At 63.6% G+C, this 22,186-nt stretch carries 22 protein-coding genes and 3 pseudogenes; 9 read left to right on the forward strand and 16 right to left on the reverse strand.

The window, feature by feature from the left end:
* Positions 1-560: 560 nt before the first annotated feature.
* The 7 genes and pseudogenes from ACQ4WO_RS08175 to ACQ4WO_RS08205 all read right to left on the reverse strand — a co-directional run bounded on the left by ACQ4WO_RS08175 (position 561) and on the right by ACQ4WO_RS08205 (position 7,253).
* On the reverse strand, positions 561-917 hold the full coding sequence (locus ACQ4WO_RS08175) for a hypothetical protein (protein WP_139143527.1): 357 nt from the start codon (positions 915-917) through the stop codon (positions 561-563).
* A 612-nt stretch (positions 918-1,529) separates the two neighbouring features.
* A complete protein-coding gene (locus ACQ4WO_RS08180; protein ID WP_436480981.1) occupies positions 1,530-2,771 on the reverse strand; it encodes a hypothetical protein in 1,242 nt (413 codons plus the stop codon).
* 627 nt (positions 2,772-3,398) lie between these two features.
* The gene (locus tag ACQ4WO_RS08185) at positions 3,399-3,848 is read right to left on the reverse strand and encodes a VOC family protein (RefSeq protein WP_436480982.1); all 450 of its coding nucleotides are present in this window, start codon (positions 3,846-3,848) and stop codon (positions 3,399-3,401) included.
* A gap of 180 nt (positions 3,849-4,028) precedes the next feature.
* A complete protein-coding gene (locus ACQ4WO_RS08190) occupies positions 4,029-4,436 on the reverse strand; it encodes a hypothetical protein (RefSeq protein ID WP_436481185.1) in 408 nt (135 codons plus the stop codon).
* Positions 4,354-4,779, reverse strand: a pseudogene (locus ACQ4WO_RS08195) (SIR2 family NAD-dependent protein deacylase). Before ACQ4WO_RS08195 ends, ACQ4WO_RS08190 begins: the two are co-directional and overlap by 83 nt.
* Positions 4,780-4,873: 94 nt before the next feature.
* On the reverse strand, positions 4,874-5,674 hold the full coding sequence (locus ACQ4WO_RS08200) for a TOTE conflict system archaeo-eukaryotic primase domain-containing protein (protein ID WP_436480983.1): 801 nt from the start codon (positions 5,672-5,674) through the stop codon (positions 4,874-4,876).
* Positions 5,675-5,735: 61 nt separating this feature from the next.
* Complete coding sequence (locus ACQ4WO_RS08205) at positions 5,736-7,253, reverse strand: MFS transporter (protein WP_436480984.1); 1,518 nt, start codon at positions 7,251-7,253, stop codon at positions 5,736-5,738.
* A gap of 147 nt (positions 7,254-7,400) precedes the next feature.
* On the opposite strand from ACQ4WO_RS08205, the gene ACQ4WO_RS08210 reads away from it, so the two are divergent.
* Positions 7,401-8,261, forward strand: coding sequence for a LysR substrate-binding domain-containing protein (locus ACQ4WO_RS08210; RefSeq protein WP_436480985.1), 861 nt, complete (start codon positions 7,401-7,403; stop codon positions 8,259-8,261).
* A gap of 30 nt (positions 8,262-8,291) precedes the next feature.
* A pseudogene (locus ACQ4WO_RS08215) lies at positions 8,292-8,711 on the forward strand (SDR family oxidoreductase); the annotation flags it as partial.
* 239 nt (positions 8,712-8,950) lie between these two features.
* Here ACQ4WO_RS08215 and ACQ4WO_RS08220 read toward each other — a convergent pair.
* Entirely contained in the window at positions 8,951-9,160 is a 210-nt protein-coding gene (locus ACQ4WO_RS08220) for a hypothetical protein (protein ID WP_046685009.1), read from the reverse strand.
* 24 nt (positions 9,161-9,184) lie between these two features.
* On the opposite strand from ACQ4WO_RS08220, the gene ACQ4WO_RS08225 reads away from it, so the two are divergent.
* From ACQ4WO_RS08225 to ACQ4WO_RS08255, 7 genes are all read left to right on the forward strand, one after another.
* Positions 9,185-9,346, forward strand: a complete 162-nt coding sequence (locus tag ACQ4WO_RS08225; RefSeq protein ID WP_436480986.1) for a hypothetical protein — start codon at positions 9,185-9,187, stop codon at positions 9,344-9,346.
* Positions 9,347-9,458: 112 nt separating this feature from the next.
* Complete coding sequence (gstA, locus tag ACQ4WO_RS08230) at positions 9,459-10,073, forward strand: glutathione transferase GstA (protein ID WP_436480987.1); 615 nt, start codon at positions 9,459-9,461, stop codon at positions 10,071-10,073.
* 284 nt (positions 10,074-10,357) lie between these two features.
* On the forward strand, positions 10,358-11,914 hold the full coding sequence (locus tag ACQ4WO_RS08235) for an FAD-dependent monooxygenase (protein WP_436480988.1): 1,557 nt from the start codon (positions 10,358-10,360) through the stop codon (positions 11,912-11,914).
* A 61-nt stretch (positions 11,915-11,975) separates the two neighbouring features.
* Positions 11,976-13,073, forward strand: coding sequence for an acyl-CoA dehydrogenase family protein (locus ACQ4WO_RS08240; RefSeq protein ID WP_436480989.1), 1,098 nt, complete (start codon positions 11,976-11,978; stop codon positions 13,071-13,073).
* Positions 13,074-13,242: 169 nt separating this feature from the next.
* On the forward strand, positions 13,243-14,040 hold the full coding sequence (locus ACQ4WO_RS08245; RefSeq protein ID WP_230516546.1) for an HDOD domain-containing protein: 798 nt from the start codon (positions 13,243-13,245) through the stop codon (positions 14,038-14,040).
* A 92-nt stretch (positions 14,041-14,132) separates the two neighbouring features.
* Positions 14,133-14,564, forward strand: a complete 432-nt coding sequence (locus ACQ4WO_RS08250) for a hypothetical protein (protein ID WP_034754765.1) — start codon at positions 14,133-14,135, stop codon at positions 14,562-14,564.
* Positions 14,561-15,508, forward strand: coding sequence for a DUF2145 domain-containing protein (locus ACQ4WO_RS08255; RefSeq protein ID WP_436480990.1), 948 nt, complete (start codon positions 14,561-14,563; stop codon positions 15,506-15,508). Before ACQ4WO_RS08250 ends, ACQ4WO_RS08255 begins: the two co-directional genes overlap by 4 nt.
* A gap of 9 nt (positions 15,509-15,517) precedes the next feature.
* Here the strand turns inward: ACQ4WO_RS08255 and ACQ4WO_RS08260 are convergent, their stop codons facing one another.
* The 8 genes and pseudogenes from ACQ4WO_RS08260 to ACQ4WO_RS08295 all read right to left on the reverse strand — a co-directional run bounded on the left by ACQ4WO_RS08260 (position 15,518) and on the right by ACQ4WO_RS08295 (position 22,083).
* Positions 15,518-16,819, reverse strand: a complete 1,302-nt coding sequence (locus tag ACQ4WO_RS08260; RefSeq protein WP_436480991.1) for a glycosyltransferase — start codon at positions 16,817-16,819, stop codon at positions 15,518-15,520.
* Complete coding sequence (locus tag ACQ4WO_RS08265) at positions 16,803-17,411, reverse strand: flavin reductase family protein (RefSeq protein WP_436481181.1); 609 nt, start codon at positions 17,409-17,411, stop codon at positions 16,803-16,805. The genes ACQ4WO_RS08260 and ACQ4WO_RS08265 overlap by 17 nt, the downstream gene beginning before the upstream one ends.
* Positions 17,412-17,837, reverse strand: a pseudogene (locus ACQ4WO_RS08270) (GNAT family N-acetyltransferase); the annotation flags it as partial.
* Between the two features lie 45 nt (positions 17,838-17,882).
* Complete coding sequence (locus ACQ4WO_RS08275; RefSeq protein WP_436480992.1) at positions 17,883-18,512, reverse strand: Rossmann-fold NAD(P)-binding domain-containing protein; 630 nt, start codon at positions 18,510-18,512, stop codon at positions 17,883-17,885.
* Positions 18,513-18,570: 58 nt separating this feature from the next.
* The gene (locus ACQ4WO_RS08280) at positions 18,571-18,954 is read right to left on the reverse strand and encodes a nuclear transport factor 2 family protein (protein ID WP_436480993.1); all 384 of its coding nucleotides are present in this window, start codon (positions 18,952-18,954) and stop codon (positions 18,571-18,573) included.
* Positions 18,955-18,985: 31 nt separating this feature from the next.
* The gene (locus ACQ4WO_RS08285; RefSeq protein ID WP_436480994.1) at positions 18,986-20,086 is read right to left on the reverse strand and encodes an alkene reductase; all 1,101 of its coding nucleotides are present in this window, start codon (positions 20,084-20,086) and stop codon (positions 18,986-18,988) included.
* Between the two features lie 72 nt (positions 20,087-20,158).
* A complete protein-coding gene (locus ACQ4WO_RS08290; protein ID WP_436480995.1) occupies positions 20,159-20,743 on the reverse strand; it encodes a TetR/AcrR family transcriptional regulator in 585 nt (194 codons plus the stop codon).
* Positions 20,744-20,802: 59 nt separating this feature from the next.
* Positions 20,803-22,083 carry an arsenic transporter gene (locus ACQ4WO_RS08295; protein ID WP_436480996.1) on the reverse strand — a complete coding sequence of 427 codons (1,281 nt, stop codon included), beginning with the start codon at positions 22,081-22,083 and terminating at the stop codon, positions 20,803-20,805.
* Positions 22,084-22,186 lie beyond the last annotated feature (103 nt).

Below are 22,186 nucleotides of genomic sequence, written 5' to 3' on the forward strand. Positions count from 1 at the left end.
TCCTGTATTGGAAACATTTTCTCGAAGCGGTACTTAGGAATTGAACTCGGCGTATCCGATTTCCTGCCCAGTTGCTGACAAGCGATGCATTGAGTAATCCACTTTCGCGTCCGAGGATCAACCAGAAACCATTCTTGTGTGTGAGTTTCGTTTTTCAAAATCATACCTTGAATTCACTACATTTGTAGACCCGCAGAAAGCTTCTGGCCGGTAGCGTTAGTTAGCCAAAAACTGCCGTATGCCAGTACATAATGGGCGCAGCAAACCACTTTTCGTTCTTGGCGCTCCTAAACTGAGCCAACTGCCTCATAGGTATTCGATACCGAAAAAAGAGCGCCAGCAAGTCTCTTAAAGACGCCTGGCCGAGGTTCAATGACTTCACCACAAGAGTCTCTGGCTCCCACCGAAGCACGCCAGGAATTTGCATGGCTCACTCGAAAAAATGCCTTTCGTCCAGCTGAGAACCGAATCTGACGCCCGAACAGTCTAGACGAACCACCCACTCTCTCCACTCATTCTTCTGGCTGCCTAACTCAATGACCGCTTGTGGCCGGTTGGAATCACTCTGCTGATGTCATTGGGGCTTCGCGGAGTATGAACCTGCTCGCCATCTGGTTCCAGCTAGCAGCCCGCCCTTGAAGAAATAACAGCTGTCCATACTCATCCATATTTGAATCTCGGTGAGTTAAGCGTAGCCATTTCTCATAAAACACGTCAAAGTCTTCCTGATTCATTTGAGGTAAAAATTTATCGGAATAATCAAAGAGCGCAAGGAACTCAGTGTTAGGCCGCAACGATATTGAGCGCAATGGTTCAATGCCGAGCAAACCCATCAGCAACTCCAATTCTTCGTCACTGGCGAGCGTGACCGAGAAAAGCTCGGCACAGGCCGCCGCCATTAAGGCTTCAATCGACAAAGACGCTGTTGCACTTGGTTCGTTTGACGATGCGAATAGATAGCTTTGAATTCTCGCCTCCACTACAGTTGAGATGATATCGACGTCCAGTAGTCCGTCTGCTTCTGGCCGGTTGCCGTCCTTGCCAGGTTCCGCCCCAAAGCGGAATTTCGAAATTATTCCTCATCACGCAATCGCGCCCGAGCTTCTGAGAGCGCTTGACCATTCCATATTAAATGGAGCTACTAATTTCTTCTCAAGAATGCAGTATAGATTCCAGAGCGCCCTTTGTTCTGCTTGGTCTATTATATTCAACTGGTCTGAATCAGAGTAGCGGCTCAAAAGCTCAAATAACACAAGGGCTTCGTCAGCGGTAAGTGTTATGTGAACTTCAGAATTCATATGCTTGTTCATATGATATAAATTCGCGCTTTATCTTCGTCTGTAAATGGCCCAATCCGGCCGACGACGTCCAGGATAGCGGCTTGCCCATCTGTAAAACGCACTGATCCTCACTCTAGGCTGGCGCCGCCATGAAGCGAAAGGGCGGCATTTCCGTGAACGCTTGGCCGTTTCGCAGCGGGGAATCAGTACAATTACAAAATTACAATTATCGAAATGCCGCCCCCCCTTCTACGGTGTCACGAGCTGCGCAGAAGCGCTGCCTTCGGGGATAATCAAGGCAAAATCGTAGCCGTTGATCAGGTTGAACATTTCAATGTCGCCCCCCGCCAGTTTGCGCGAGCCTGGCCGCAGCGAACGCAGATCAAATAGAGACCAACTGCCGTCGGTGGCGCCTGCACTGGCCAGCAGTTTGAAGGCCGAGCTGTCAAGTTTGATTTGTGCCGGCTGATATGGCTTGCCCGCTCCCGCGAATCTCAGTTGCGTACCCTTCGCCGCCATCACGATCAGGTGCAGCGTGGTATGGCCCTGGCCTTCGGCGCGTTCAGCCAGAAAGTTGCCAATGTCACGATTATTGAGTGGATTAATGCCCTTGTATGCGTGATTTGCGCCGACCTTGACCACCAGCTTTTGCTCTTGCATGCCGAGCCGGGTTTCCAGGGTCCGCTTTAACAGCGTCAAACGTAAGCGGTTGGATAGGTCACGATCGCCGGGCACTTGAGAAGCGCTTTTCTGATAGATGGCGCGTGTGGCCAGCAATGCATCGAGCAGGCCTAGCGCGGTTTGCTCTTTGGGGCCGGCAAGTAGCGGGCGCAACGAGGTCAGTTCCTCGGTTGAGGCCGACAGCATGAAGTACTCGAAGGGATTGCCGGTGGCTGCCGCCTTTCGAGACGCGACAGCTTCCATTTGACGCAAGGCTTCCAGCTTCGTGCGGGCGGCCGGATTAACCGGCTGGGCCAGCATCAGGGTGATCAGGTATTTGGCCGCACCCACGAATTCCTGATCGATGCCCCAGTGCTGGAAGCGCGGTCCTGCGGCCAGGGCAAAGCCGGCGAGCATCTCTGCTTCCTGACGCATGGTGTAGAAAGCAACGGAGTCCGGATAGATGGCGTCGAATCTGGCGATAGCAGCAACCGCGTCGGCACCCTTGAGTATCCCTTCGAGCGCACTCGTCACGGCTGGACCATTTTCAGTTACCAAGGTCGTGAAGCCGGCAGGGGGCAAGGCATTGAAGTAGGCGGATGAGAATTGGGCGATCTCGGCGACACCATGATCCTCGCCGAGGAGGACGTACTGCGCCTGGCGCGAAGCCTGCAGCAGCAGTGCCGCGCCGGGTCCCGATAACGTGCCTTTGTCAAGAGTGATAGCGAGCCGGCTAGCTGTGAGTTTTTCAAGGACGGCGGTATCGGCGACAGCCGAATCGGCGAAGCCGAGCGTCAGGGTGGCGGCTAGGAAGGCGAGACGGAAGAACATAGTGGTGTGGGCCGATCAGGGCGGTCAGTGAATGAGTCAACAGTTTAAACTGTCGCTAGGAAGGTCGGCTTCTGGCCAATCTCAGCCATACAGTGTACGGCAACTGTCGTCCCCAGAGTAGGAGAAAGCGCTACATGTTTAATCGTGCAAAACAATCTGGACTTCGATGCTTCGCATTGTCGCAAGCGCGCGGAGAAAGGTGCGGAGCATTCGGATCTCATCTCCAATCGTGCCGCTGGCACTTGGCAGGCCACAGACTAACACCCGCGCAGGTAATGCAAACTCGCTGGAATGACAGAGCAGATCTTGAAGGAAGACCCAAGTTATTTCCCTATCGATTGGCACGCCAAAAGCGACCGCAACGGATTGACGAACGAACAATGCATTCTTCGCGTAGGTAAGATCTATCGTCCTTGCTTGTTGCACATATCTGTCGAGTCAATCATGGCCGGGGGTAGCTCTATCGCGGCATCCGCTTCTGGCCGCTTGCCGTCGTTACCAGGTTCCGCCCGAAAACAGACGTCTACAACGTATAAATTCATCATACCTGCGCGGCTTTCGCGCAGGCCTGCTTCGCTAACAGGTTGGACGCCAATACGGTAGTTTTCAACGTCCTGTGGAATTACCTCAGGACGTCTTCTGCACAAGCTGTTCGGCAAGCCCGATGAGGATTCCTTCGGGACCACGAATATAGCAGAGCCGATACATGTTTTCGTACTGGACTACTTCGCCGACCAGCTTCGCGCCACGTTTGACGAGCCGGACGAGCGTATCGTCGATATCCTCGACGGTAAACATGACACGCAGGTAACCGAGAGCGTTCACTGGGGCGTTGCGGTGATCGGCGACCACGGGCGGCGCGAGGAAACGGGATAATTCGAGACGGCTATGACCGTCCGGCGTACGCATCATGGCAATCTCCACGCGCATGCCGTGCAGACCGGTGACGCCATCTGCCCAGTCTCCTTCAATTGGGGCGCGCCCTTCGAGAATGAGACCAAGTTCGGTGAAGAACGCAATGGCGGCATCGATGTCTTCTACCACGATGCCGACGTTGTCCATGCGCTTGACTGTCATGTTGCCTCCTGGGTGTCTAACGTAAACTGGACGTCAAATTGACGCCTTGACGAATTTAATCTGCGCGGGAGGCGTCTTCAAGAAAGAAACGTTAACCGTCATCCACGCTCAGCTGACTAACTCGTCTAATCGCTTCAATTCTTTCGCATGGTGAATGACTGCTTCTGGCCGGAACCCGTATCACAGTTTCTGATACAGAAATGTTGGACACGTTCCCGTCCCATCTTTGCTAAATTTAACCACCTGAGTCAACACAGTGGTGACGTCATGATACCCGGTCAGCGGCAAAACCTTGTCTTGATCGGTATCACGCTCACAAGATAAGACCGCGTTGGATTCGGAGCGCAGAACGTGCAACAACGCTTGCAAAAACATATCCGCGCTTGGCCAGGGATATGCACGCTTACGGTCAAGTGTAGGCAGTAGAGCAATCACTTTTCCCTCACCGTCGCCACATTCCATAATTTTGCCAAGCAAAGTCTCGCCCACATAGCAAAGCAATTCGTCAGTCTCTCCGAAGGGCGTGACAAACGGCTTTATCGAAATAGTTTCGGTAGCGGTTGCGTGCTTCCGAAGTTCCACGTGCATAAACAAGTTCTCCATGCAGATGAATCACTTTTCGTGACCCTGCGCGCTCATGCAACTCGTCCACATTCTGGGTAATTACGACCACATCGTAGGCCGCCTCAAGAGAAGCAATTGCTTGATGGCCCACATTCGGAGATGCTTGCGATGCTTTAAGTCTACGTTCGTTATAAAACTCCAGGACAGCTTCAGGGCGACAATTCCAGCCATCAGGACTGGCTACCTATTCCCACGAATACGTTTTCCAAAGGCCATTTGAATCGCGGAAGGTTGGCAAACCGCTTTCCGCGCTGATGCCCGAACCTGAGAGAACAACGATCTTGTTGGGCTGAACTTCTGGCTTCATATCGACTATACGGAGTGTATTAAAGAATAAAGGGCTGTATTGTTTGTGGAGCGTATCTGTCGTCCGCTACTGGCCGACAGCTGCAAGCGCCCCGCTACGGCAGCCTGTGCCGGAACGTCGGCTCGATATCACGCGCATGCAGCCAGCGCACGATGTCTTCCAGGCTGGCGTCCTGCAGCAGCAGGCCTGGCTGCGTCGGTGACTGGGTCACCACCGTTGGCAATGGAGCGGCGACGGGAGCCGGCACGGCATCAGCCAGCCCCGCATGTCCCTGCAACTTGGCCAGCGCCTGCGCGAATTGTCCCGGGTTGATGCTGCGCAAGCTTTCCAGGAAGCCCAGCTGGGCGGCCGGGGGCGGCGGCATGTCCAGGCCAGGTTCGTCGACGAAGGCGGCGCCCATGCTGGGGTGGATGAAGGCGGCCCACTTGCCCGATGGCTGCAGACATGGCGGCAGCGCTACCTGCTCCACGTCGGCGGGCGGCGCGGTGACGAGGATGTCGGTCGAGGCAGGTAAAAAGGTGGAACGCAGCAGCTGCACGAACTGGCGCGCCTGCGCGACGGGCACGGGCGTGGCCAGGGACAGCCATAACTGGAACGCCGTGCCCGAGATGCTGACGGCGGGCGCTGGCAAGTCCAGCTCATGCTGCACGGCGTTGGCGATCGTGCACAGCGCGCTCCAGTGCGCTTCGCCGCCGCCCTTGCCGCCAAACTCCAGCACCAGCGCGCGCGTCAGGCCGCCCTCGGTCACGAGTTGCACGGCCACCGTCTGCTCGCCCGACAAATGGCGCGCCAGCACGGCCGGCGTCAGCGGCTGCTTGCCGCCGTCCGCATCGACGTATTGCTGCTGTTCCTCGAACAGATACAGGCGGGTGAATTCGGAAATCAGTTTATGCATGGGCGGCCTCGTAATGACGTTGAGCAAGACTTGCCAACATGCCCAGATTATAGCCTTCTGGCTATTCCCTTACCGGCAGCCCGGCTGCCTGCCGCGTCCGTCCGGCGCCAAACACCAGCCAGCTGGCCACGGCGAACAGGCAGGCGGCCACACCGCCGTACAGCATCACGGCGCCAAATCCTTGTGCCAATGCAAGCTTCGCCACGCCGGCCGGCAGCGCACCGGCACCCTTGCCCGCCGACAAATCCTCGGCTATGGCGCGCAAGGTGACCGCGTCCAGTCCGCCGGGCAGATGCGGCCGCAAGGCGGACTGGATGGTTTCAACTAGGATAAAACCCATCAGCGCGATATTGATGGACAGGCTGACCATGCGGGCGCTGATGTCGATGCTGGAAGCCATGCCCGCCCGTTCGCCGGGCACGGCGCCCGTGGTCGTGTTGGTAACGGGCGTGTTGGTCAAGCCCAGACCCGTGCCCGCCAGCAGGCAGCCGGGCAGGATCGTCAGCCAGCTGGCGGCGTCCGCCTGGCTGCCCCACAGCATCAGCAGAAAGCCCGCGCCGATGGCCAGCAAGCCGGCAGGGATCACCGCATCGGCCCGGTAGCGCAGCGCCAGCCGCTCGGCCAGCGGCGGCACAAGCAAGGTAGGCAAGGTATAAGCCAGCAAGGTCAGGCCCGTGCCCAGGCTGCCGTAGCCGAGGCCATGTTGCACGTACAGGGGCAGATAAATCATGAGCGGCCAGAAACTGCAGTTCATGCCCGCCGAACCAAGCAAGGCGCCCGAGAAGCGACGGATGCGAAAGACGGCAAAATCGACCATCGGTTCGGCCTGGCGCCGTTCGATCATGACAAACAGCATCAGGCTGGCCAGCGCCACGGCCAGGCTGGCCACCGTGCGCGGGTCCGTGAAACCCAGCGCCGGTCCCTGCGTGATGCACCAGGCAAGGCTGAACACGGCCAGCGACAGAGTAACGATGCCAGCCACGTCCAGCTTGCGCCGCTGCGGATCGCGGGACTCACTCACGCCCAGCGCCACCAGCAGCAGGGCCGCCAGCGCCAGCGGCCCGTGCACAAGAAATACCCACTGCCAGCTTGACAGCGCGACGATGGCGGCGCCGATGATGGGTCCGAAACCCAGGCCCAAGCCAAACACGATGCCCCAGGCGCCGAACGCCCGGCCCCGCGCGGCGCCTGCCGGGAACTGCTGCGACAGTACGGCCACCTGGCAAATCAGCATGGCGCCGCCGGCCGCGCCCTGCAGCGCCCGCGCCGCGATCAGCACGCCCGTGCTGCCGGCCCAGCCGCACACCAGGGAACTGGCGCCGAACAGGGCCAAGCTGGCGAGCAGCAGGCGCTTGCGGCCATAGCGGTCGGCCAGTGTGCCCGTGGCCATCAGCACGGTGGTGCAGGCCAGTGTGTAGGCGTTCATGATCCACTGCAAGTCCTTGAAGTCGCCATGCAGCACGGTTTCCAGGGTGGGCAGGATGGCGGGCACGCTGGAAATTTCCAGGCCGAACATCAGCGAGGCCAGGCAGACGGCGGCCAGGGTGAGTGCGTTTTGTTGCGAAGTAGTCAGTAGCATCGAAGCCTTGCTTTCGGTAGTCATGGAGGGATACGTGGTGCCGGGGCACTGCAAGCGGTCATTCTAGAAAAGCTCGACTCATGAGGGAAATGATAAAATTTTGTACAATTCATTCATTTTCATCATGAATCGCAGGAGCGTCACCCCATGGACTTCGATACCGCCCTGCTGCGCGCCTTTGTCGCCGTAGCGGACACGGGCGGCTTTACGCGCGCCGCCGAACGGCTGCACCTGAGCCAGTCCGCCATCAGCCACCAGATCCGCCGCCTGGAAGAGCAAGCGGGCAGCGCGCTGCTGCTGCGCACGACGCGCAGCCTGCGCCTGACGGAAGATGGGGAAGATTTCCTGCGCCACGCGCGGCAGATCCTGGCCGCGCAGGATGCGCTGTCGCGGCGCTTCCTGCGCTCCTCGATTGCCGGCGCCGTGCGCTTTGGCGTGCCGGAAAATTTCATGGGGGCGCGCCTGCCTTCCCTGCTGGCGCAGTTCGCGCACCTGTTTCCCGCCGTGCGCCTGGATGTCACGGTAGGCACCTATCTTGACTTGCAGAAACTGGTCGCTGCCGATGCGCTGGACCTGGCCGTCGTCATGGCCCTCGCGGACGGACAAGATGAGGCGGCCGTGCTGCGCCGCACGCGCTTCGTCTGGGCTGCGGCGCAGGATTTCCGGCAAGACAGCGCGCTGCCGCTGCCGCTGGCGTTTTCGCCCGCGCCGTGCATGCACCGGCAAGTCGGCGTCGACGCCCTCGATGCCGCCGGTCTGGACTGGCGCGTGGCGTTCACCTCGCCCAGCCAGCAGGGCTTGCGCGCCGCCGTGCTGGCGGGATTGGCCATCACGGCCCTGCCGCAAGGCGACCTGGAGCCGGGCATGGTGATCATCGATGGCCAGCATGGCTTGCCTGCCCTGCCCGCCGCCCAGTTTCAGCTCGTCTGGCGCGCCACCAGCAACACGGCGGCGGCTGAAGCGTTCGGACAATTGCTGCGCGAATGGTCAGCCGCCGCGGCGGCATGACGGCAACGCCAGGCCACGATACATGCGATCGTGCGCGCCGCCATCCAGGTGACCCAGCAGTTCATGGAGGCGATGAAGCGGCACCGGTAGGGCCGGATCGTGAATATTTGCAGCCGCGCCATCCACGGCACCATGAACCGCACCGCCTATTCCGCCGCCAAAAGCGCCCTGGTCGGCTGTACGAGAACCTGGGCACTGGAATTGGCCGAGCACGGCGTGACAGTCAATGCGGTAGCGCCAGGCCCCGTGGAAACGGAACTGTTCCGCCAGACCCGCCCCGTCGGCAGCAAGATGGAACGCCAGATGCTTGGAACGATACCGATGCGGCGGCTGGGACAGCCCGATGAAATCGCCGCCGCCGTCGGCTTCCTGCTATCGGAACAAGCCAGTTACGTGACAGGTCAGGTGCTGGCGGTCGATGGCGGAGGTAGTCTGGGCGGACGCGCCTGACAGCTCAGCACCAGCACCAGCAGCAAGGCTGGCATCAACAAGCCGCCGAATGTCAGGGTGTAGGCGCTTTGCACCCAGGCCATACCTTTATCGTAAAGCACAGTTCCTGGTGGATTTTAGGCAAGCTGCACCATGGACGTGTCGAGCACGATCATCCCCTGACTGACGAGGATGATGACAAGAAATGCCAAAGTCCGCAGGAACTTATTAGCCAAACTAATGATTGCGTGGAGCCAGTATCAACGGGCCAGCCGAACCGCCAGCACTGCCGCCCCGGTAGCAAAGCATAGCCAGCAGGCCAGGAAAATATCGGCCGCATACGGCGTGCGGTCCCAATAGCTGTCGCCGGGCGGCAGCTGCAAGACCAGACCGCCCCACAGCAACATGGCACCCCATGCGATGACGCTGGCAATGACAAAACCCAGTAGCGAATAAAGAAAAGTTTTCATCAGGCGATAGTCCGACAAGATTGCTTGCAGAATAACAGCAAAACGCAGCGCGATGACCTGCGCCTGCAAGTGCACAGCACGCGCAGCGTCTCGCCGACGCAAGCGGGCGAACAGCTGCTGCGCACGGCGGCCCCTCCTACCGCGTTTACCTTGCTGCCCGACACCTTGCGCAATCGTGGGGTTTGAGCCAGCGCAAGGCGACACCGGGCGTCAATGATCACCACACGAACACGCGTTTACCGCGCGGCGGCACAGGTCTATAGTGGCATCTCCCCACCTTTTCAAGGACAGGACCGCCATGAAACTCTTTTACTCGCCGGGCGCCTGCTCGCTGGCACCGCACATCATCCTGCGCGAAACGGGCACACCGTTCACGCTCGTCAAGGTCGACCTGGGCCAGCACAAGACGCCGGAAGGCGGCAGTTACTATGAGCTCAACCCGAAAGGCCAGGTACCGCTGCTGGCGCTCGACGATGGCAGGACCTTGAGCGAAGGCCCCGTCATCGCCCAGTACATCGCCGAACAAGCCGGCAAGCACGAGCTGCTGCCGGCCGTGGGCGACTTTGCCCGCTACAAGGTGATGGAATGGCAGAATTACATCACGTCCGAGCTGCACAAATCGTTCAGCCCCCTGTTCGATTCGCGCATCGACGCGGCCACCAAGGCCCTGTTCATCAAGGAACTGGGCAAGAAATATGCGTGGATCAACAGCCGCCTGGAAGGCCAGGCCTACCTGACCGGCGATACCATGACCGTGGCCGATCCCTACCTGTTCGCCGTGACGGGCTGGGCGCCGCAGCTGGGCGTGGACCTGTCGCAGCTGGCCAATGTACAGGCATTCCTGGGCCGCATGACCGAGCGCGACAGCGTCAAGGCTGCTTGGGAAGCGGAAGGACTGGCCAAGGCCGCTTGAGGGCCGTTGCCCGGAGTGTCCTTGGGCTGGCGGCGCGCGACAGTCCCGTGCTAAGATCGTGGCGTCGAAAAAGGTGGACCGGCGTGGTGAGCCCCGGTCAGCCGTCCGCCTGCGGACGATCATATTCCAGCCCTGGGGGCCGCGGACCACGACGAAAAGCGGACGTGTGCCGTTTTTTCGTCGGCGTGCGTTCCGTCACCCTGCTGCCTGAACGGCGTTCCGCCTGCCGCGAAAATTCACCACGTCCTTGACCAAGTGCTCTGCACAACCTCCAGGACGACATCATGAACCCAGCTTCAATCCACACCCCTGTACTCATCATCGGCGGCAGCCTCGTCGGGCTTTCAGCCTCGCTCTTCCTCGCATGGCGCGGCGTGCCGCATATCCTCGTTGAAAAACACCACGGCAGCGCCGCGCATCCCCGCGCCACGGGCGTTACGGAACACACGCTGGAATTTTTCCGCGCCGTCGGCATCGCCGAACGCATCCCCCAGGTGCCGCCCGGCACCACCGTGCGCCGCGCCCGCGTGGAAAGCCTGGCGGGTCAGCATTACGAGGAATTGCCGTGGACGCCAGGCCAGCCGGAAGAGCGCGACGGCAAAGCCTCGCCCATGGCCGGCGCCGCCATCGCCCAGGACCTGCTGGAACCTATCCTGCGCGAGGCCGCCCGCGCGCGCGGCGCCGACCTGCGCACGGGCGTGGAACCGCTGTCCGTGCAGCAGGATGCGCAGCGCGTCACGGCGCAGCTGCGCCAGCGCGACACGGGCGCATGCTATGCCGTCACAGCCGACTACCTGATCGCCGCCGATGGCGCGGCCAGCCCCATCCGCGAACAGCTGGGCATCGCGCGCCAGGGCGCCGGTCCCCTGCGCGTGCTGCGTAGCGTGCTGTTCCGCTGCGCGGAGGCGGACGCCTTTCTGGAACGGGGCATCCGCCAGTTCGACATCGACCAGCCAGGCTTCAAGGGTTTCCTGGGCACGTATTCGGACGGGCGCTGGTTCCTCATGTTTGAAGAACAAAGCGAGAGCACCGACGCGCAATTGCGGGCGCTGGTCCGCCAGGCCCTGGGCAAGGATATGGCGCTCGAGCTGATCACCACGGGGCGCTGGGAGCTGGCCGGCCTGATCGCGGACAGGTTCAGCGAGGGGCGCATTTTCCTGGCCGGCGATGCGGCCCATCAATTGCCGCCCACGCGCGGCGGCTACGGCGCCAACACGGGCATCGACGACGCCTACAACCTGGCATGGAAGCTGCAAAGGGTTCTGCGGCGGCAGTCGCGCCCCGCCCTGCTCGACACTTACACGGATGAGCGCCGCCCCATCGCCTGGCTGCGGCACCAGCAAACGTTCGCCCGGCCGGACTACGCGAAATGGGTCGGCGACGGCTACCAGGACGCGCCACTGTATGGCAACCTGGCGATGGAACTGGGCCAGCTGACGCGCTCCAGCGCCATCCTCGGCGCGCACGCGGCACTGCCGCCGGCCGCCCACCCGCGCGACTGGGCCGGCCAGCCAGGCACGCGCGCCCCCCACGTATGGGTACGGCATCGCGGCAACAGCATCTCCAGCATCGACCTGTTGACCGAGGATTTCGTGCTGCTGACAGCCGATCCCCGCTGGTCCGCCGCCGCCGCGCACCTATCGTTGAAGACCTTGCTGGCCGGCGCCGACGTGGTTTTCCCCGCCGACCAGGCCTTCAACGATACTTTCGGCACAGGCGATGACGGCGCCGTGATCGTCCGGCCCGACGGCATCATCGCCTGGCGCTCGGCCCCGGCGGCAATACCGGATGCCATGCTGCTGCGCGCCGTCATGGAAAAAATTGCCTTGCCGCACGGCTGACGGCAACGGCGCCGCCGTGCTGTGCGAAAATGCCCGCCTTCACCATTGCCGGACATTGCCGATGCCGCACGCTGCCATTGCTACCCTTTCCGAACGCGACGCGCGCCGTATCGCGCGCCACGCCCAGGCGGCCGATGCGGCCCGCTTTTTGCATCCGGTGCAGCAAGCCTTGCTGCACCGGCGCGGCTGGCTGACGATGCTGGCGCCGCGCAGCGCGGGCGGCGCAGAGCTGCCCTTGCCGCAGGTGGTGCGTCTGGAAGAAGCCGTGGCCGCCGTCGATGGCAGCATGGGCTGGGTGCTGACCCTGTGCGCGGGCGCGGGTTGGTTCGCGGGTTTTCTGGCACCCGGCATGGCGCGCACCATCATCGGCACGCCGCGCGTCTGCCTGGGCGGCAGCGGCGCGGCGACCGGTTATGCGGAGGAAGAAGGCGACGGCTACCGCATCACGGGCAGCTGGGACTACGCCAGCGGCGCGCCCATGGCCACCCACTTCACCCTGAACGCCCAACTGCGGCGCGATGGCCGGCCCCTGCTCGATGACGAAGGCAAGCCGCGCATCCGCGCCTTCCTCGTGCCCTCCGCGCTGGTGCGGCTGGTGCCCTCGTGGAGCAGCGTCGGCATGCGCGCCAGCGCCTCGCACAGTTACCGGATCGACGGACAGTGGCTCGGCAAAGATCATGGCTTCACGATCAGTCCAGACACCGCGACGGCCGGCGGCCCCCTGTACCGCTACCCGTTTTACTCGCTGGCCTACGTGACCCTGGCCGCCAACGTGGCCGGCATGGCCGCGCATTTCATGGAATTGGCCGAAGAATGCATGCGCCACCGCCGCCATGCGCGCGCCGGCTTGCCGCTGCTGGACGTGCCGGAAGTGGCCGCCATGCTGCAAGGAAAAAAGGATGCCTGCACGGCCGCCCGCGCCCGTTTTTATGCCGTGCTGGACGACAGCTGGGCGCAAGTGGCCGCCGGCGCGGCGCTGGAGGCAAAAGAAATGCAGACCGTGCAAACGGCCTCGCTGGAGCTGGTCGCCGTGTGCCGCGCCGCCGTCGATGGCCTGTATCCGTATTGCGGCCTGTACGCGGCCCGCGAAGACAGCGCCATCAACCGCGTCTGGCGCGACTTCCATACGGCCAGCCAGCATTCATTGTTGCTGCCCTGACATTGCCAAGCGCGGCTTCGCCGCGCGACAACTTGCCTCCCCTGGCAGCCGCATGACTGAAAAGGCTGGCGGACGCCATGCAGATCGGATTGCCTGATACTATGGGACATTGCTACTTCTCGCTCCCTTATCCATGCACGTCAACACGCTCAGCAGCCTTGCGCAACTTTTGGCCAGCGCCGAAACGGAAACCCTGGCCTTTCCCACCAGCATTAATACGGCCCTGCTCCTGCAAAAGGAACTGGCCAACCCCGATTGCCACTCGGCCGACATCAGCCGGCTGCTGCTGTGCGAACCGACCTTGTCGGCGCGCGCCGTGGCGCTGGCCAATTCGGCCATGTTCGCGTCCGGCCACACGCCCGCCATCACCAGCGTGCGCGCCGCCGTCGAGCGGCTGGGCCACCGCAACCTGTATGCGCTGGCGACGGCGGCCGTCATCCGCCAGCTGAACGCGGGCATCCGCGACGAGGCCTTGCGCGCCCGCGCCACCCAGCTGTGGGCGCACACCGTGCATGTGGCGGCACTGGCGCATGCGCTGGCAGGCGCCGTCACGCAGACGGATGCCGATACGGCGCTGTTCGCCGGCATCGTGCATGAAGTGGCGGGCTTTTATCTGCTGGCCCAGGCCGACAAGACCCCGGGCCTGTACGCCCACCTGGAAACGCAGATGGCGTCCGCCCTGGAAGTGATCGGCCGTGCGCTGATGCGCCAGCTGGGCGTGCCGCAGGCGGTGGCCGATGCCGTCAATACCTTGCCCGGCTCGACCATCATGCTGCCGCCCGAAGGCTTGCGCGACACCCTGCTGCTGGCCAAGGCGCTGGCGCCCGTGCCTTCGCCGCTGCCGCAGGCCGGCATCACCGTCAGCGCGCCGCTGCAAGCCTACCTGGAAAATGATCCCGTGCTGCAGGCGCTGCGCACGCAGCCGTCGGCCGAAGCGAAGGCCCTGATTGAGGTGCTGCTCAGTTGATGGCCGATCTGCTATGATGGCGCAGGCCGGGATGGACCCGGTCCGCTTTCATTGATGTCCACTGGAAAACTGCCTTGACTACCTCCTTACGCATGCTCGGCCTGGCCGCAGCTCTGACCATGGCGTGCAACGCCAACGCCGACAGCTTCGTTTCCTCGGCCTCCAGCGCCGGCTCCCAGTCGAGCGGCAGCATTTCCGATTCGCTCAACGGTTCGAGCAACAGCTCGTCGCGCGACAACAAGGTCGCCAATGGCCCCTACCGCATCATCGACGTGGCCGCCTTGCCGGGCCGCAACGGCATGACGCGCCTGACCATGCAGGCCGACGCCACGGCGACGCCGCTGGTGCTGGACTTGCCGCAAGCGGCGCTCGACAAGCAGCAGTTGGCGCAGGGCGACGTGGTGCATGCGCAAAACCGCGCCTACGGCATCGAATTCTCGCGCAACGACACGCGCGCCGCCTTCTTCCTCGTGCTGGCCGACGACTGGTACGGCGAAATGGCCACGCGTCCCGTCAGCCTTTGATTCGTTTTCTCCCGCGCCGCCCGGCACTGCTGCTGGGCGTTTGCGCCATCTTCAGCGCCGGCGCCGCGCAGGCGGGCACTTCGCTCGCCACATCACGCTTTTGCGACCGCGCGCAGGAACTCACGGCCACGGAACAGGATCGCCTGTTGCGCTTTGCCGCCGTCGTGCGCGAAGAACTGGCCGCCAGCGAAGGCAGCGTGGCCCTGATCAGCCGCTCGGGCCTGGACCTGGCCCGCTTCGGCATCCGCTATTCGCACGCCGCGCTGGCCTGGCGCCACGACAACGACAGCGGCTGGTCCGCGCGCCAGCTGTACTACGCCTGCGACGAAGGCCGCCCGCGCATCTTCGACCAGGGCACGGCCGGTTTCGCCATGGGCACGGAAAACCCTGCGCTCGGCTACATCTCGCTCGTGAAACTGCCGGCCGAAACCGTGCCGCCCCTGCGCCGCGCCCTGCTCGACCCCGTGCGCGTGCAGCAACTGCTGGCGGGCCGCTACAGCGCCAACGCCTATGCCTACAGCCTGAAATACCAGAATTGCAATCAGTGGGTGGTGGAATTGCTGGCCGCCGCCTGGGGCGAACTGGACGCGGGCAGCGACTTGCGCGCCCGCGCCCAGGACTGGCTGCGCGCGGCGCCGTATGCGCCCGCCCCTGTCGACGTGGGTGCGCGCTGGCTGATGCTCGGTTCCATCTTCGTGCCCCTCGTGCACATGGACGACCACCCGCCGGAAGCCATCGGCACGATGCAGCTGGCAGTGAGCCTGCCGGCCAGCCTGGAAGCGTTCGCACGCCAGCGCCTGCCGGCCAGCGAGCGCGTGGAAATCTGCCACGACGGCAAGCAGGTGGTGGTGCACCGGGGCTGGGATGCGATCGCCGACGGCTGCGTGCCCGGCGCGAACGACCGGGTCATCGCCCTCGACGATACGCCGCATGACAGTCCCTGACGACAGTCCCTAAGCAGCGGCCAGCGCCGCTTCGACCTGGTCAAGCAGGCGCGATGGTTCGAGCCCCTGCCCCATCCTGCGAGCCACGTCACCGCACGCCAGCTGGACCCCGGGCGCGGCAAGCAGGCGCGCCAGCTGCCGCTGCATGCGTCCCGCCGACAGACGCCTGGCCAGCAAGACATCCCCCACGCCGAGCCGTTTGACCCTCCAGCCATTATCGAACTGGTCGTACGCGAACGGCACGATCAGTTGCGGAATGCCCGCGCGGAAAGCATCCGCGCTGGTGCCGATGCCGCCATGGTGCACCACGGCAGCCACGCGCGGCAACAGGGCCGGAAACGGCACGTGCGCCTGCCACATGACGCTGGCCGGCAAATCCTGCGGCACTTGCGCCGCATGCGGCGTGAGGAACAGGCCGCGCCGCCCCAGCCGCCGCAACACTTTCAGGGCGATACTGAAATAGCGCTGCGCGTGCTGGTGCCCGGTACCGGGCGTAAACACGATGGGCGGCTCGCCCTCGCCCAGAAAGCGTTCCAGCTCCGGCGTCAGGGCCGCAGCGCCATGCGTGGCGGCGCCGGCGAAACCAGTTTGCACGAAATGCGGCGGCCAGTCCGCCTGCGGTGCAGCGAACCACGTTGGAAAGAGTCCCAGCGAGGCATCCGGCGCAGTCAGCATGTGCGCAAAAAAATGCGCTTCGGGCGGCAAGCCGTGCTGCGCGCGCGCCCCGTTCAGGCCAGGCAGCAGCACCGGGTCGACCATGCTGCGGTTGATCAGCCGCCACAGGGCCTGGCGCCAGGCCAGCGGCACCCAGGCGGGAACGCGCAGCGAACCGGCCGCCAGGAAATCATGACTGCTGCACAAATTCGATGGCGCCAGATAGGCCGCGACGATGCGCAGGCCCGGGCGTGCCGAGCGTGCCAGCGCGGCCATCGGCACGAGGAAGGGGTGGCACAGCACCACGCAATCTTCACCGTCCGGCAAGCCTTGCACGATGCCGCGCACGGCGCCCAGGTGCGGCACGAGGCCGCGCCACACCAAGCCCCAGCCCTTGCGCTCATCCCACAGGCCCGGGTCGCCCAGCATGGCCTGGCCCTCCGCCGCACTGCCGAAGGTGTGATATGGCAGCCTTGACGCCTGCGCTGCCGCTTCCTGCCAGCCCGGCACCAGCAGCAGCACGCGCCGGCCCCGCTGCTGCAAGCCCTGCGCCAGCGCGATAAACGGTTGCATGTCGCCGCCCGTGCCGCTGCTGGCGACGATGACGAGCGGCGTGACGGCGGCCTGGCTCGCCAGCGGATCAGCTTGGGACAGCATCGAGCGCCTCGCCGATCGCATAAAAGCGCCCGCCGGCGATGTAGTGCAGGCTGCGCCAGGATGGATCGGCGTCTTCGAAATGCCAGTGCCCGTCGCGGAACACGCGCGTGTCGGCCCAGGCGCCCACCACTTCGCCGATGAACAGGTCATATGCGGTCTGGTTGTGCGGCTCGGGGACCAAACGGCAGGCCAGCCAAGCGGAACATCCGGCCACGAACGGCGAATCAAAGCCGTCCATGTGAAACAGCCGCACGCCGGCGCGCGCCAGTTTGTCGGGCTGCGCATCGAGGCTGTGCGTGCCGACGGCGTGGGTCAGTTGCAGCTGCGCCGCCGTCGGCACCTGGATGACAAACGTGCCGCTGCCTTCGACCAGGGCGCGCGTGCGCGTTGCCTTGTCCAGCACCACGGTCAGTTTCGGCGGCGCGAAATCGAGGGCGCAGGCCCAGGCGGCGGCCATCACGTTATCGATGCCGCCATGGCGGGCCGAGACGAGGATGGACGGGCCGTGATTGAGCAGGCGATAGGCTTTTTCCAGCGGCACGGCGGCGATGTGGACATGGGCATCGTCCCCGTTTTTCAGCGACAGAACCATATCCCACTGATCGATGCCGGGCCCGAAGCCGTCCGGCGTCACCTTGACTGTCTCAAAGCCGAAACGCGCATAAAAGGCCTGCGTGTGCTGGCTGGTGTTCATGCTCACCTTGGCCACGCCCGGCACGGCGCGGATGGCGTCCAGGCGCGCCTGCGTCAGCGCGCGGCCCAGGCCCTGGCCGTGCAGATCCTGCGCCACCATGCCCCAGCACAGGCTGGCCACCGTGCCGCCCGCGTCCAGCGCATGGCCGCCGCAGGCGACGATGCGTCCGTGGCGCTCGATGACCAGATACGGATGTGTCGAATTTTCCAGCCAGGCGGCAAAGTCCGCGCGCTCGGACGGGTCGAAAAAGCGCGGCGTATTGCCGTCGAAAAGGGCCAGGCAGGCGTCGCGGTCGCCGGCCTGGTAAGGGCGCACTGTTTGCATTTTTTGTACCCAAAAACATGAATGACAATTATAAGGGGCGCGCGCTCAAGCCAGCTGTTCCGGGCCCACGACGTGCACGCCCGGCGTGCCGGCCAGCGCCGCTTCCAGCAAGGCGCTGGCGATACGCGGCGCGGGATTGATGCGCCAGCGGCGCGGCAGCGCGGGACCGAGCACGCGCAGGACGCGCAAGGCAGCGCCCTCGCCCGCCCGCGCCTCCTCGCGTTCGCCGCCGATCAGTCCCGGCCGCACGTGGGTGAGCGATGCAAAGCCCAGCGCTTCGAGGTCGCGTTCCAAGTCTCCCTTGACGCGGTTGTAGAAAAAGCGCGAGGCCGCGTTGGCGCCGGCGGCGGAATTGAGCGCATACGCGCGCGTGCCGGCCGCCCGCGCCAGCCGCGCCGCGGCCAGCGGATAGTCATGGTCGACTCTTCGGAACGCTTGCCGCGTGCCCGCCACCTTCATGGTCGTGCCCAGGGTGCAGATGACGGCGTCCGCCTGCCACCATGGCGCGTCCGCCGGCAAGCGGTCGAAGTCGACGAGCGGCGCGTCCAATTTGGGATGCGCCGGCAAGGGCTTGCGCACGGGCGCGACGATGGCCGTGACGCGCGCATCCATCAGCGCCAGGCGCAGCACTTCGCGGCCCACCAGGCCCGTGGCGCCTATCAGTATCAGTTTCATTCATTCTCCCCGCATGCTGGACGCCACACGATACAGCATCGGGCGCCCAGGCAGCGCATCAGGCGCCCGCGTGCGTGTGATAGATCTTGCTCACGATGCTCCACTCGCCTTGCACCTTGAGCAGATTGAAAAAGTCGGTGAAGCGGAAGCCCGAGATATCGTCCGTATCGACGCGCGCGCTGGCCGCCGTGCCCACGATATCGATGCGCGCGATGGCCGCCTTTGCCTGCGGCGATGGCCGGAAGGCGCTGTCGATGATTTCGAACAGGCCTTCGATGGGCCCGCCCGTCAGTTTATCGTCGCCGTCGATACCGAAAATGGTGGCCTCGCTGCTGAAGGCCGGGCGCATGATGCTGCTGTCGGCCTGCGCCCCGCCCGCATTGTATTGATTCAGCACGGCGACGATGGCCTGGTAATCCTGCACATAAGTGGTGTTGTTCATGTTGCGCTCCTTGGGTGGGTAAAAAGAAAAATCAAGACTGGCTGGCGGGCCAGTCGGTGTAGCCGACGGCGCCGCCGCCGTAATACGCCGCGCGCGGCGCCACGGCCAGCGCCACGCCATGGCGCAGGCGCGCCACGAGGTCCGGGTTGGCGATGAAGGGACGGCCGAAGGCCACCGCATCGACCTTGCCTTCGGCGCGGCGCGCCAGCGCCAGCGGCAGGTCGTAATGGTTGTTGCCGATGTAGGGGCCATCGAACAGCGCCCGCAACGCATCAAGGTCGACGCCATCGGGCACGTCGCGCGAGGTGGCCGTGGCGCCCTCGACGAAGTGCAGGTAGGCCAGCCCGTGGCGGTTCAACTGTCCGATCAGGTAGCCATAAGTGGCCATCACGTCGCTGTCGACGGGCGTGTTGCCCGCGTCGGGCGTGACGGGCGACAAACGGATGCCCACCCTTGCTGCGCCCCAGATGTCTACCACGGCTTGCGTCACTTCCAGGGTCAGCCGCGCGCGGTTGTCGATGCTGCCGCCATAAGCGTCCGTGCGCCGGTTGGTCGAATCGCGCAGGAACTGGTCGAGCAGGTAGCTATTGGCCGAATGCACCTCGACGCCGTCGAAACCGGCGCGCAGCGCGCATGCGGCCGCATGCGCATACTGGGCAACGATGCCGGCGATTTCCCCAGTTTCCAGCGCGCGCGGCATCGACACGGGCTGCATGCCGCTGGCCGTATAGGTGCTGCCCTCGGCCCGGATGGCGGACGGCGCGACGGGCGCGGTGCCATCGGGCTGCAGGCTCGTGTGCGAAAACCGCCCCACATGCCACAGCTGGCAAACGATCTTGCCGCCGGCCGCATGCACGGCATCCGTGACCAGCTTCCAGCCAGCCACCTGCTCGTCCGACCAGATGCCCGGTGTCAGGGCGTAGCCGCGCGCCTGCGGCGAAATATTCGTCGCCTCGCTGATGATCAGGCCGGCGCTGGCCCGCTGGGCGTAGTACTCGGCGTGCAAGGCGTTCGGCACGCCATCGTCGGCCATGCGGCTGCGCGTGAGCGGCGCCATGACGATGCGGTTGGCCAGCGCCAGCGCGCCCAGCTCGACTGGAGAAAATAAATCGTTTTCATGCTGCTCGGTCATCGTATTGCTTTCATATTGTGCGAGAGGTCGAAAATAACTGACCGGTCGTCTATTAAATAGTTAAAAAAACGGCTACGCCAGCAGCCGTTGCGTGGTTGACATGGCAGCGTCGAACGGCCCGCCGCTCCTGGCGACCTTGACCATCAGGGAAGCGCCCAGCCACAGCTGGTACAGCGATTCGGCCAGCACGCGGGCCGGCGTTGCCGCCGCCACGGAACCGTCGAGGTGGCCCGCTTCCACGCACTGCGTCAGGCGGTCCAGGATGGCGCCCGTGCCCTGCTGCAGCACGGCGCCCATGTCCACGGACAGGTCGCACACTTCGGCGCCCAGCTTGACCACCAGGCATTTGCCTTCCGGCGCGCTGCTGGCCTGCGTCGTGCTCCAGTAGTCAAAATAGGCCAGCAGGCGCTCGCGGGCGGTGCCCGGGCCGTCCAGCAAGGCGTCGACCGTTTGCAGATAGGTGGTGAAATAGTCATCGAGCAAGGCTTGGCCAAACTCTTCCTTCGACTTGAAGTAATAGTAGAACGAGCCTTTCGGCACGCCGGCCGCCGCCACCAGTTCCGCCAGGCCCACGGCCGTATAGCCCTTCTCGGCCATCAGGGCCTTGGCGATGTCGATCAGGTGCTGGCGCATGTCAGCGGAAGATTTTTTGCTCATGCGGCCAGTATAGCAAAAAATCTGACCGGTCGTCTAGTAAACTATCCCCTACTCCGCCATCACCCCAGGCGCAGCGCCAGCGCCGCCAGGGTTACGAGCAGCACGGGCACGGTCAGCACGATGCCGACGCGGAAATAGTAGCCCCAGGAAATGTGGATATTCTTGCTGTCGAGCACGTGCAGCCACAGCAAGGTGGCCAGGCTGCCGATGGGCGTGATCTTCGGCCCCAGGTCGCTGCCGATGACGTTCGCGTAGATCATCGCTTCGCGCACGGCCCCCTGCGCCGTCGTCGGGTCGATGGCCAGCGCGCCCACGAGCACCGTCGGCAAGTTGTTCATCACGGACGACAACAAGGCCGTCAGCACGCCCGTACCCATGGCCGCGCCCCACACGCCGTACTGGGCAAAGTGGTTCAGCATGCCCGTCAGGTAAGCCGTCAAGCCCGCATTGCGCAAGCCGTACACGACAAGATACATGCCCAGCGAAAAGACGACGATCTGCCACGGCGCATGGCGCAGCACGTGGCGCGTGGAAATCACGTGGCCCCTGCCGGCCACCAGCAGCAGCAGCGCGGCGCCCACGGCCGCGATCAGGCTGATGGGCACGCCCAAGTGCTCCTGCGAGAAAAATCCCACCAGCAGCAGCGCCAGCACCAGCCAGCCGGCGCGGAAAGTACCCAGGTCGTGGATGGCGGCGTCAGGGCGTTTCAGCTGCGCGACTTCGTAGTCGCGGGGGATATCCTTGCGGAAAAAGATCAGCAAGGCGGCCAGGGTCGCCAGTACGGCGACGACGTTGACGGGCGCCATCACGGCAGCGTACTCGGCAAAGCCGATCTTGAAGAAATCGGCCGAAACAATATTGACCAGGTTCGACACCACGAGCGGCAGGCTGGCCGTGTCGGCGATGAAACCGGCCGCCATCACGTAGGCCAAGGTAGCCCTGGCGGAAAACTTCAGCGCCCGCAGCATGGCGATGACGATGGGCGTCAGGATCAGCGCGGCGCCGTCATTCGCGAACACGGCGGAGACGAGCGCGCCCAGCAAGACCAGCAGCACGAACAGTTTTCTGCCGCTGCCCCCGCCCCAGCGCGCCACGTGCAGCGCGGCCCACTCGAAGAAGCCGGCCGCGTCCAGCAGCAGGCTGATGATGATCACGGCCACGAAGGTGCCCGTGGCGTTCCACACGATATGCCAGACGACGGGAATGTCGCCCCAATGGATCACGCCGGCCAGCAAGGCGACACAGGCGCCGATGACGGCGCTCCAGCCGATGCCCAGGCCGCGCGGCTGCCAGATGACGAGGATTAAGGTGGCGAGAAAGATGAGGAAAGCGGTGAGCATGGGGCGAGATTCCGTTCGATGCGGCATCGCGGGCACCATGCGCCGCAGCCATTGAATACCATCAATAATTCTATAATACTGGAATTATTGAATCAAAGCAAAG

The organism is Janthinobacterium aestuarii (assembly GCF_051380835.1).
Lineage (GTDB): Bacteria > Pseudomonadota > Gammaproteobacteria > Burkholderiales > Burkholderiaceae_D > Janthinobacterium > Janthinobacterium aestuarii.

Coding starts and splice junctions, on each gene's coding strand:
- ACQ4WO_RS08180 (WP_436480981.1), bottom strand. CDS start 2,771: ATGTTCTTCCGTCTCGCCTTCCTAGCCGCCACCCTGACGCTCGGCTTC.
- ACQ4WO_RS08185 (WP_436480982.1), bottom strand. CDS start 3,848: ATGACAGTCAAGCGCATGGACAACGTCGGCATCGTGGTAGAAGACATC.
- ACQ4WO_RS08190 (WP_436481185.1), bottom strand. CDS start 4,436: ATGCACGTGGAACTTCGGAAGCACGCAACCGCTACCGAAACTATTTCG.
- ACQ4WO_RS08200 (WP_436480983.1), bottom strand. CDS start 5,674: ATGCATAAACTGATTTCCGAATTCACCCGCCTGTATCTGTTCGAGGAA.
- ACQ4WO_RS08205 (WP_436480984.1), bottom strand. CDS start 7,253: ATGCTACTGACTACTTCGCAACAAAACGCACTCACCCTGGCCGCCGTC.
- ACQ4WO_RS08210 (WP_436480985.1), top strand. CDS start 7,401: ATGGACTTCGATACCGCCCTGCTGCGCGCCTTTGTCGCCGTAGCGGAC.
- ACQ4WO_RS08220 (WP_046685009.1), bottom strand. CDS start 9,160: ATGAAAACTTTTCTTTATTCGCTACTGGGTTTTGTCATTGCCAGCGTC.
- gstA (WP_436480987.1), top strand. CDS start 9,459: ATGAAACTCTTTTACTCGCCGGGCGCCTGCTCGCTGGCACCGCACATC.
- ACQ4WO_RS08235 (WP_436480988.1), top strand. CDS start 10,358: ATGAACCCAGCTTCAATCCACACCCCTGTACTCATCATCGGCGGCAGC.
- ACQ4WO_RS08240 (WP_436480989.1), top strand. CDS start 11,976: ATGCCGCACGCTGCCATTGCTACCCTTTCCGAACGCGACGCGCGCCGT.
- ACQ4WO_RS08250 (WP_034754765.1), top strand. CDS start 14,133: ATGCTCGGCCTGGCCGCAGCTCTGACCATGGCGTGCAACGCCAACGCC.
- ACQ4WO_RS08260 (WP_436480991.1), bottom strand. CDS start 16,819: ATGCTGTCCCAAGCTGATCCGCTGGCGAGCCAGGCCGCCGTCACGCCG.
- ACQ4WO_RS08265 (WP_436481181.1), bottom strand. CDS start 17,411: ATGGTTCTGTCGCTGAAAAACGGGGACGATGCCCATGTCCACATCGCC.
- ACQ4WO_RS08275 (WP_436480992.1), bottom strand. CDS start 18,512: ATGAAACTGATACTGATAGGCGCCACGGGCCTGGTGGGCCGCGAAGTG.
- ACQ4WO_RS08280 (WP_436480993.1), bottom strand. CDS start 18,954: ATGAACAACACCACTTATGTGCAGGATTACCAGGCCATCGTCGCCGTG.
- ACQ4WO_RS08285 (WP_436480994.1), bottom strand. CDS start 20,086: ATGACCGAGCAGCATGAAAACGATTTATTTTCTCCAGTCGAGCTGGGC.
- ACQ4WO_RS08290 (WP_436480995.1), bottom strand. CDS start 20,743: ATGAGCAAAAAATCTTCCGCTGACATGCGCCAGCACCTGATCGACATC.
- ACQ4WO_RS08295 (WP_436480996.1), bottom strand. CDS start 22,083: ATGCTCACCGCTTTCCTCATCTTTCTCGCCACCTTAATCCTCGTCATC.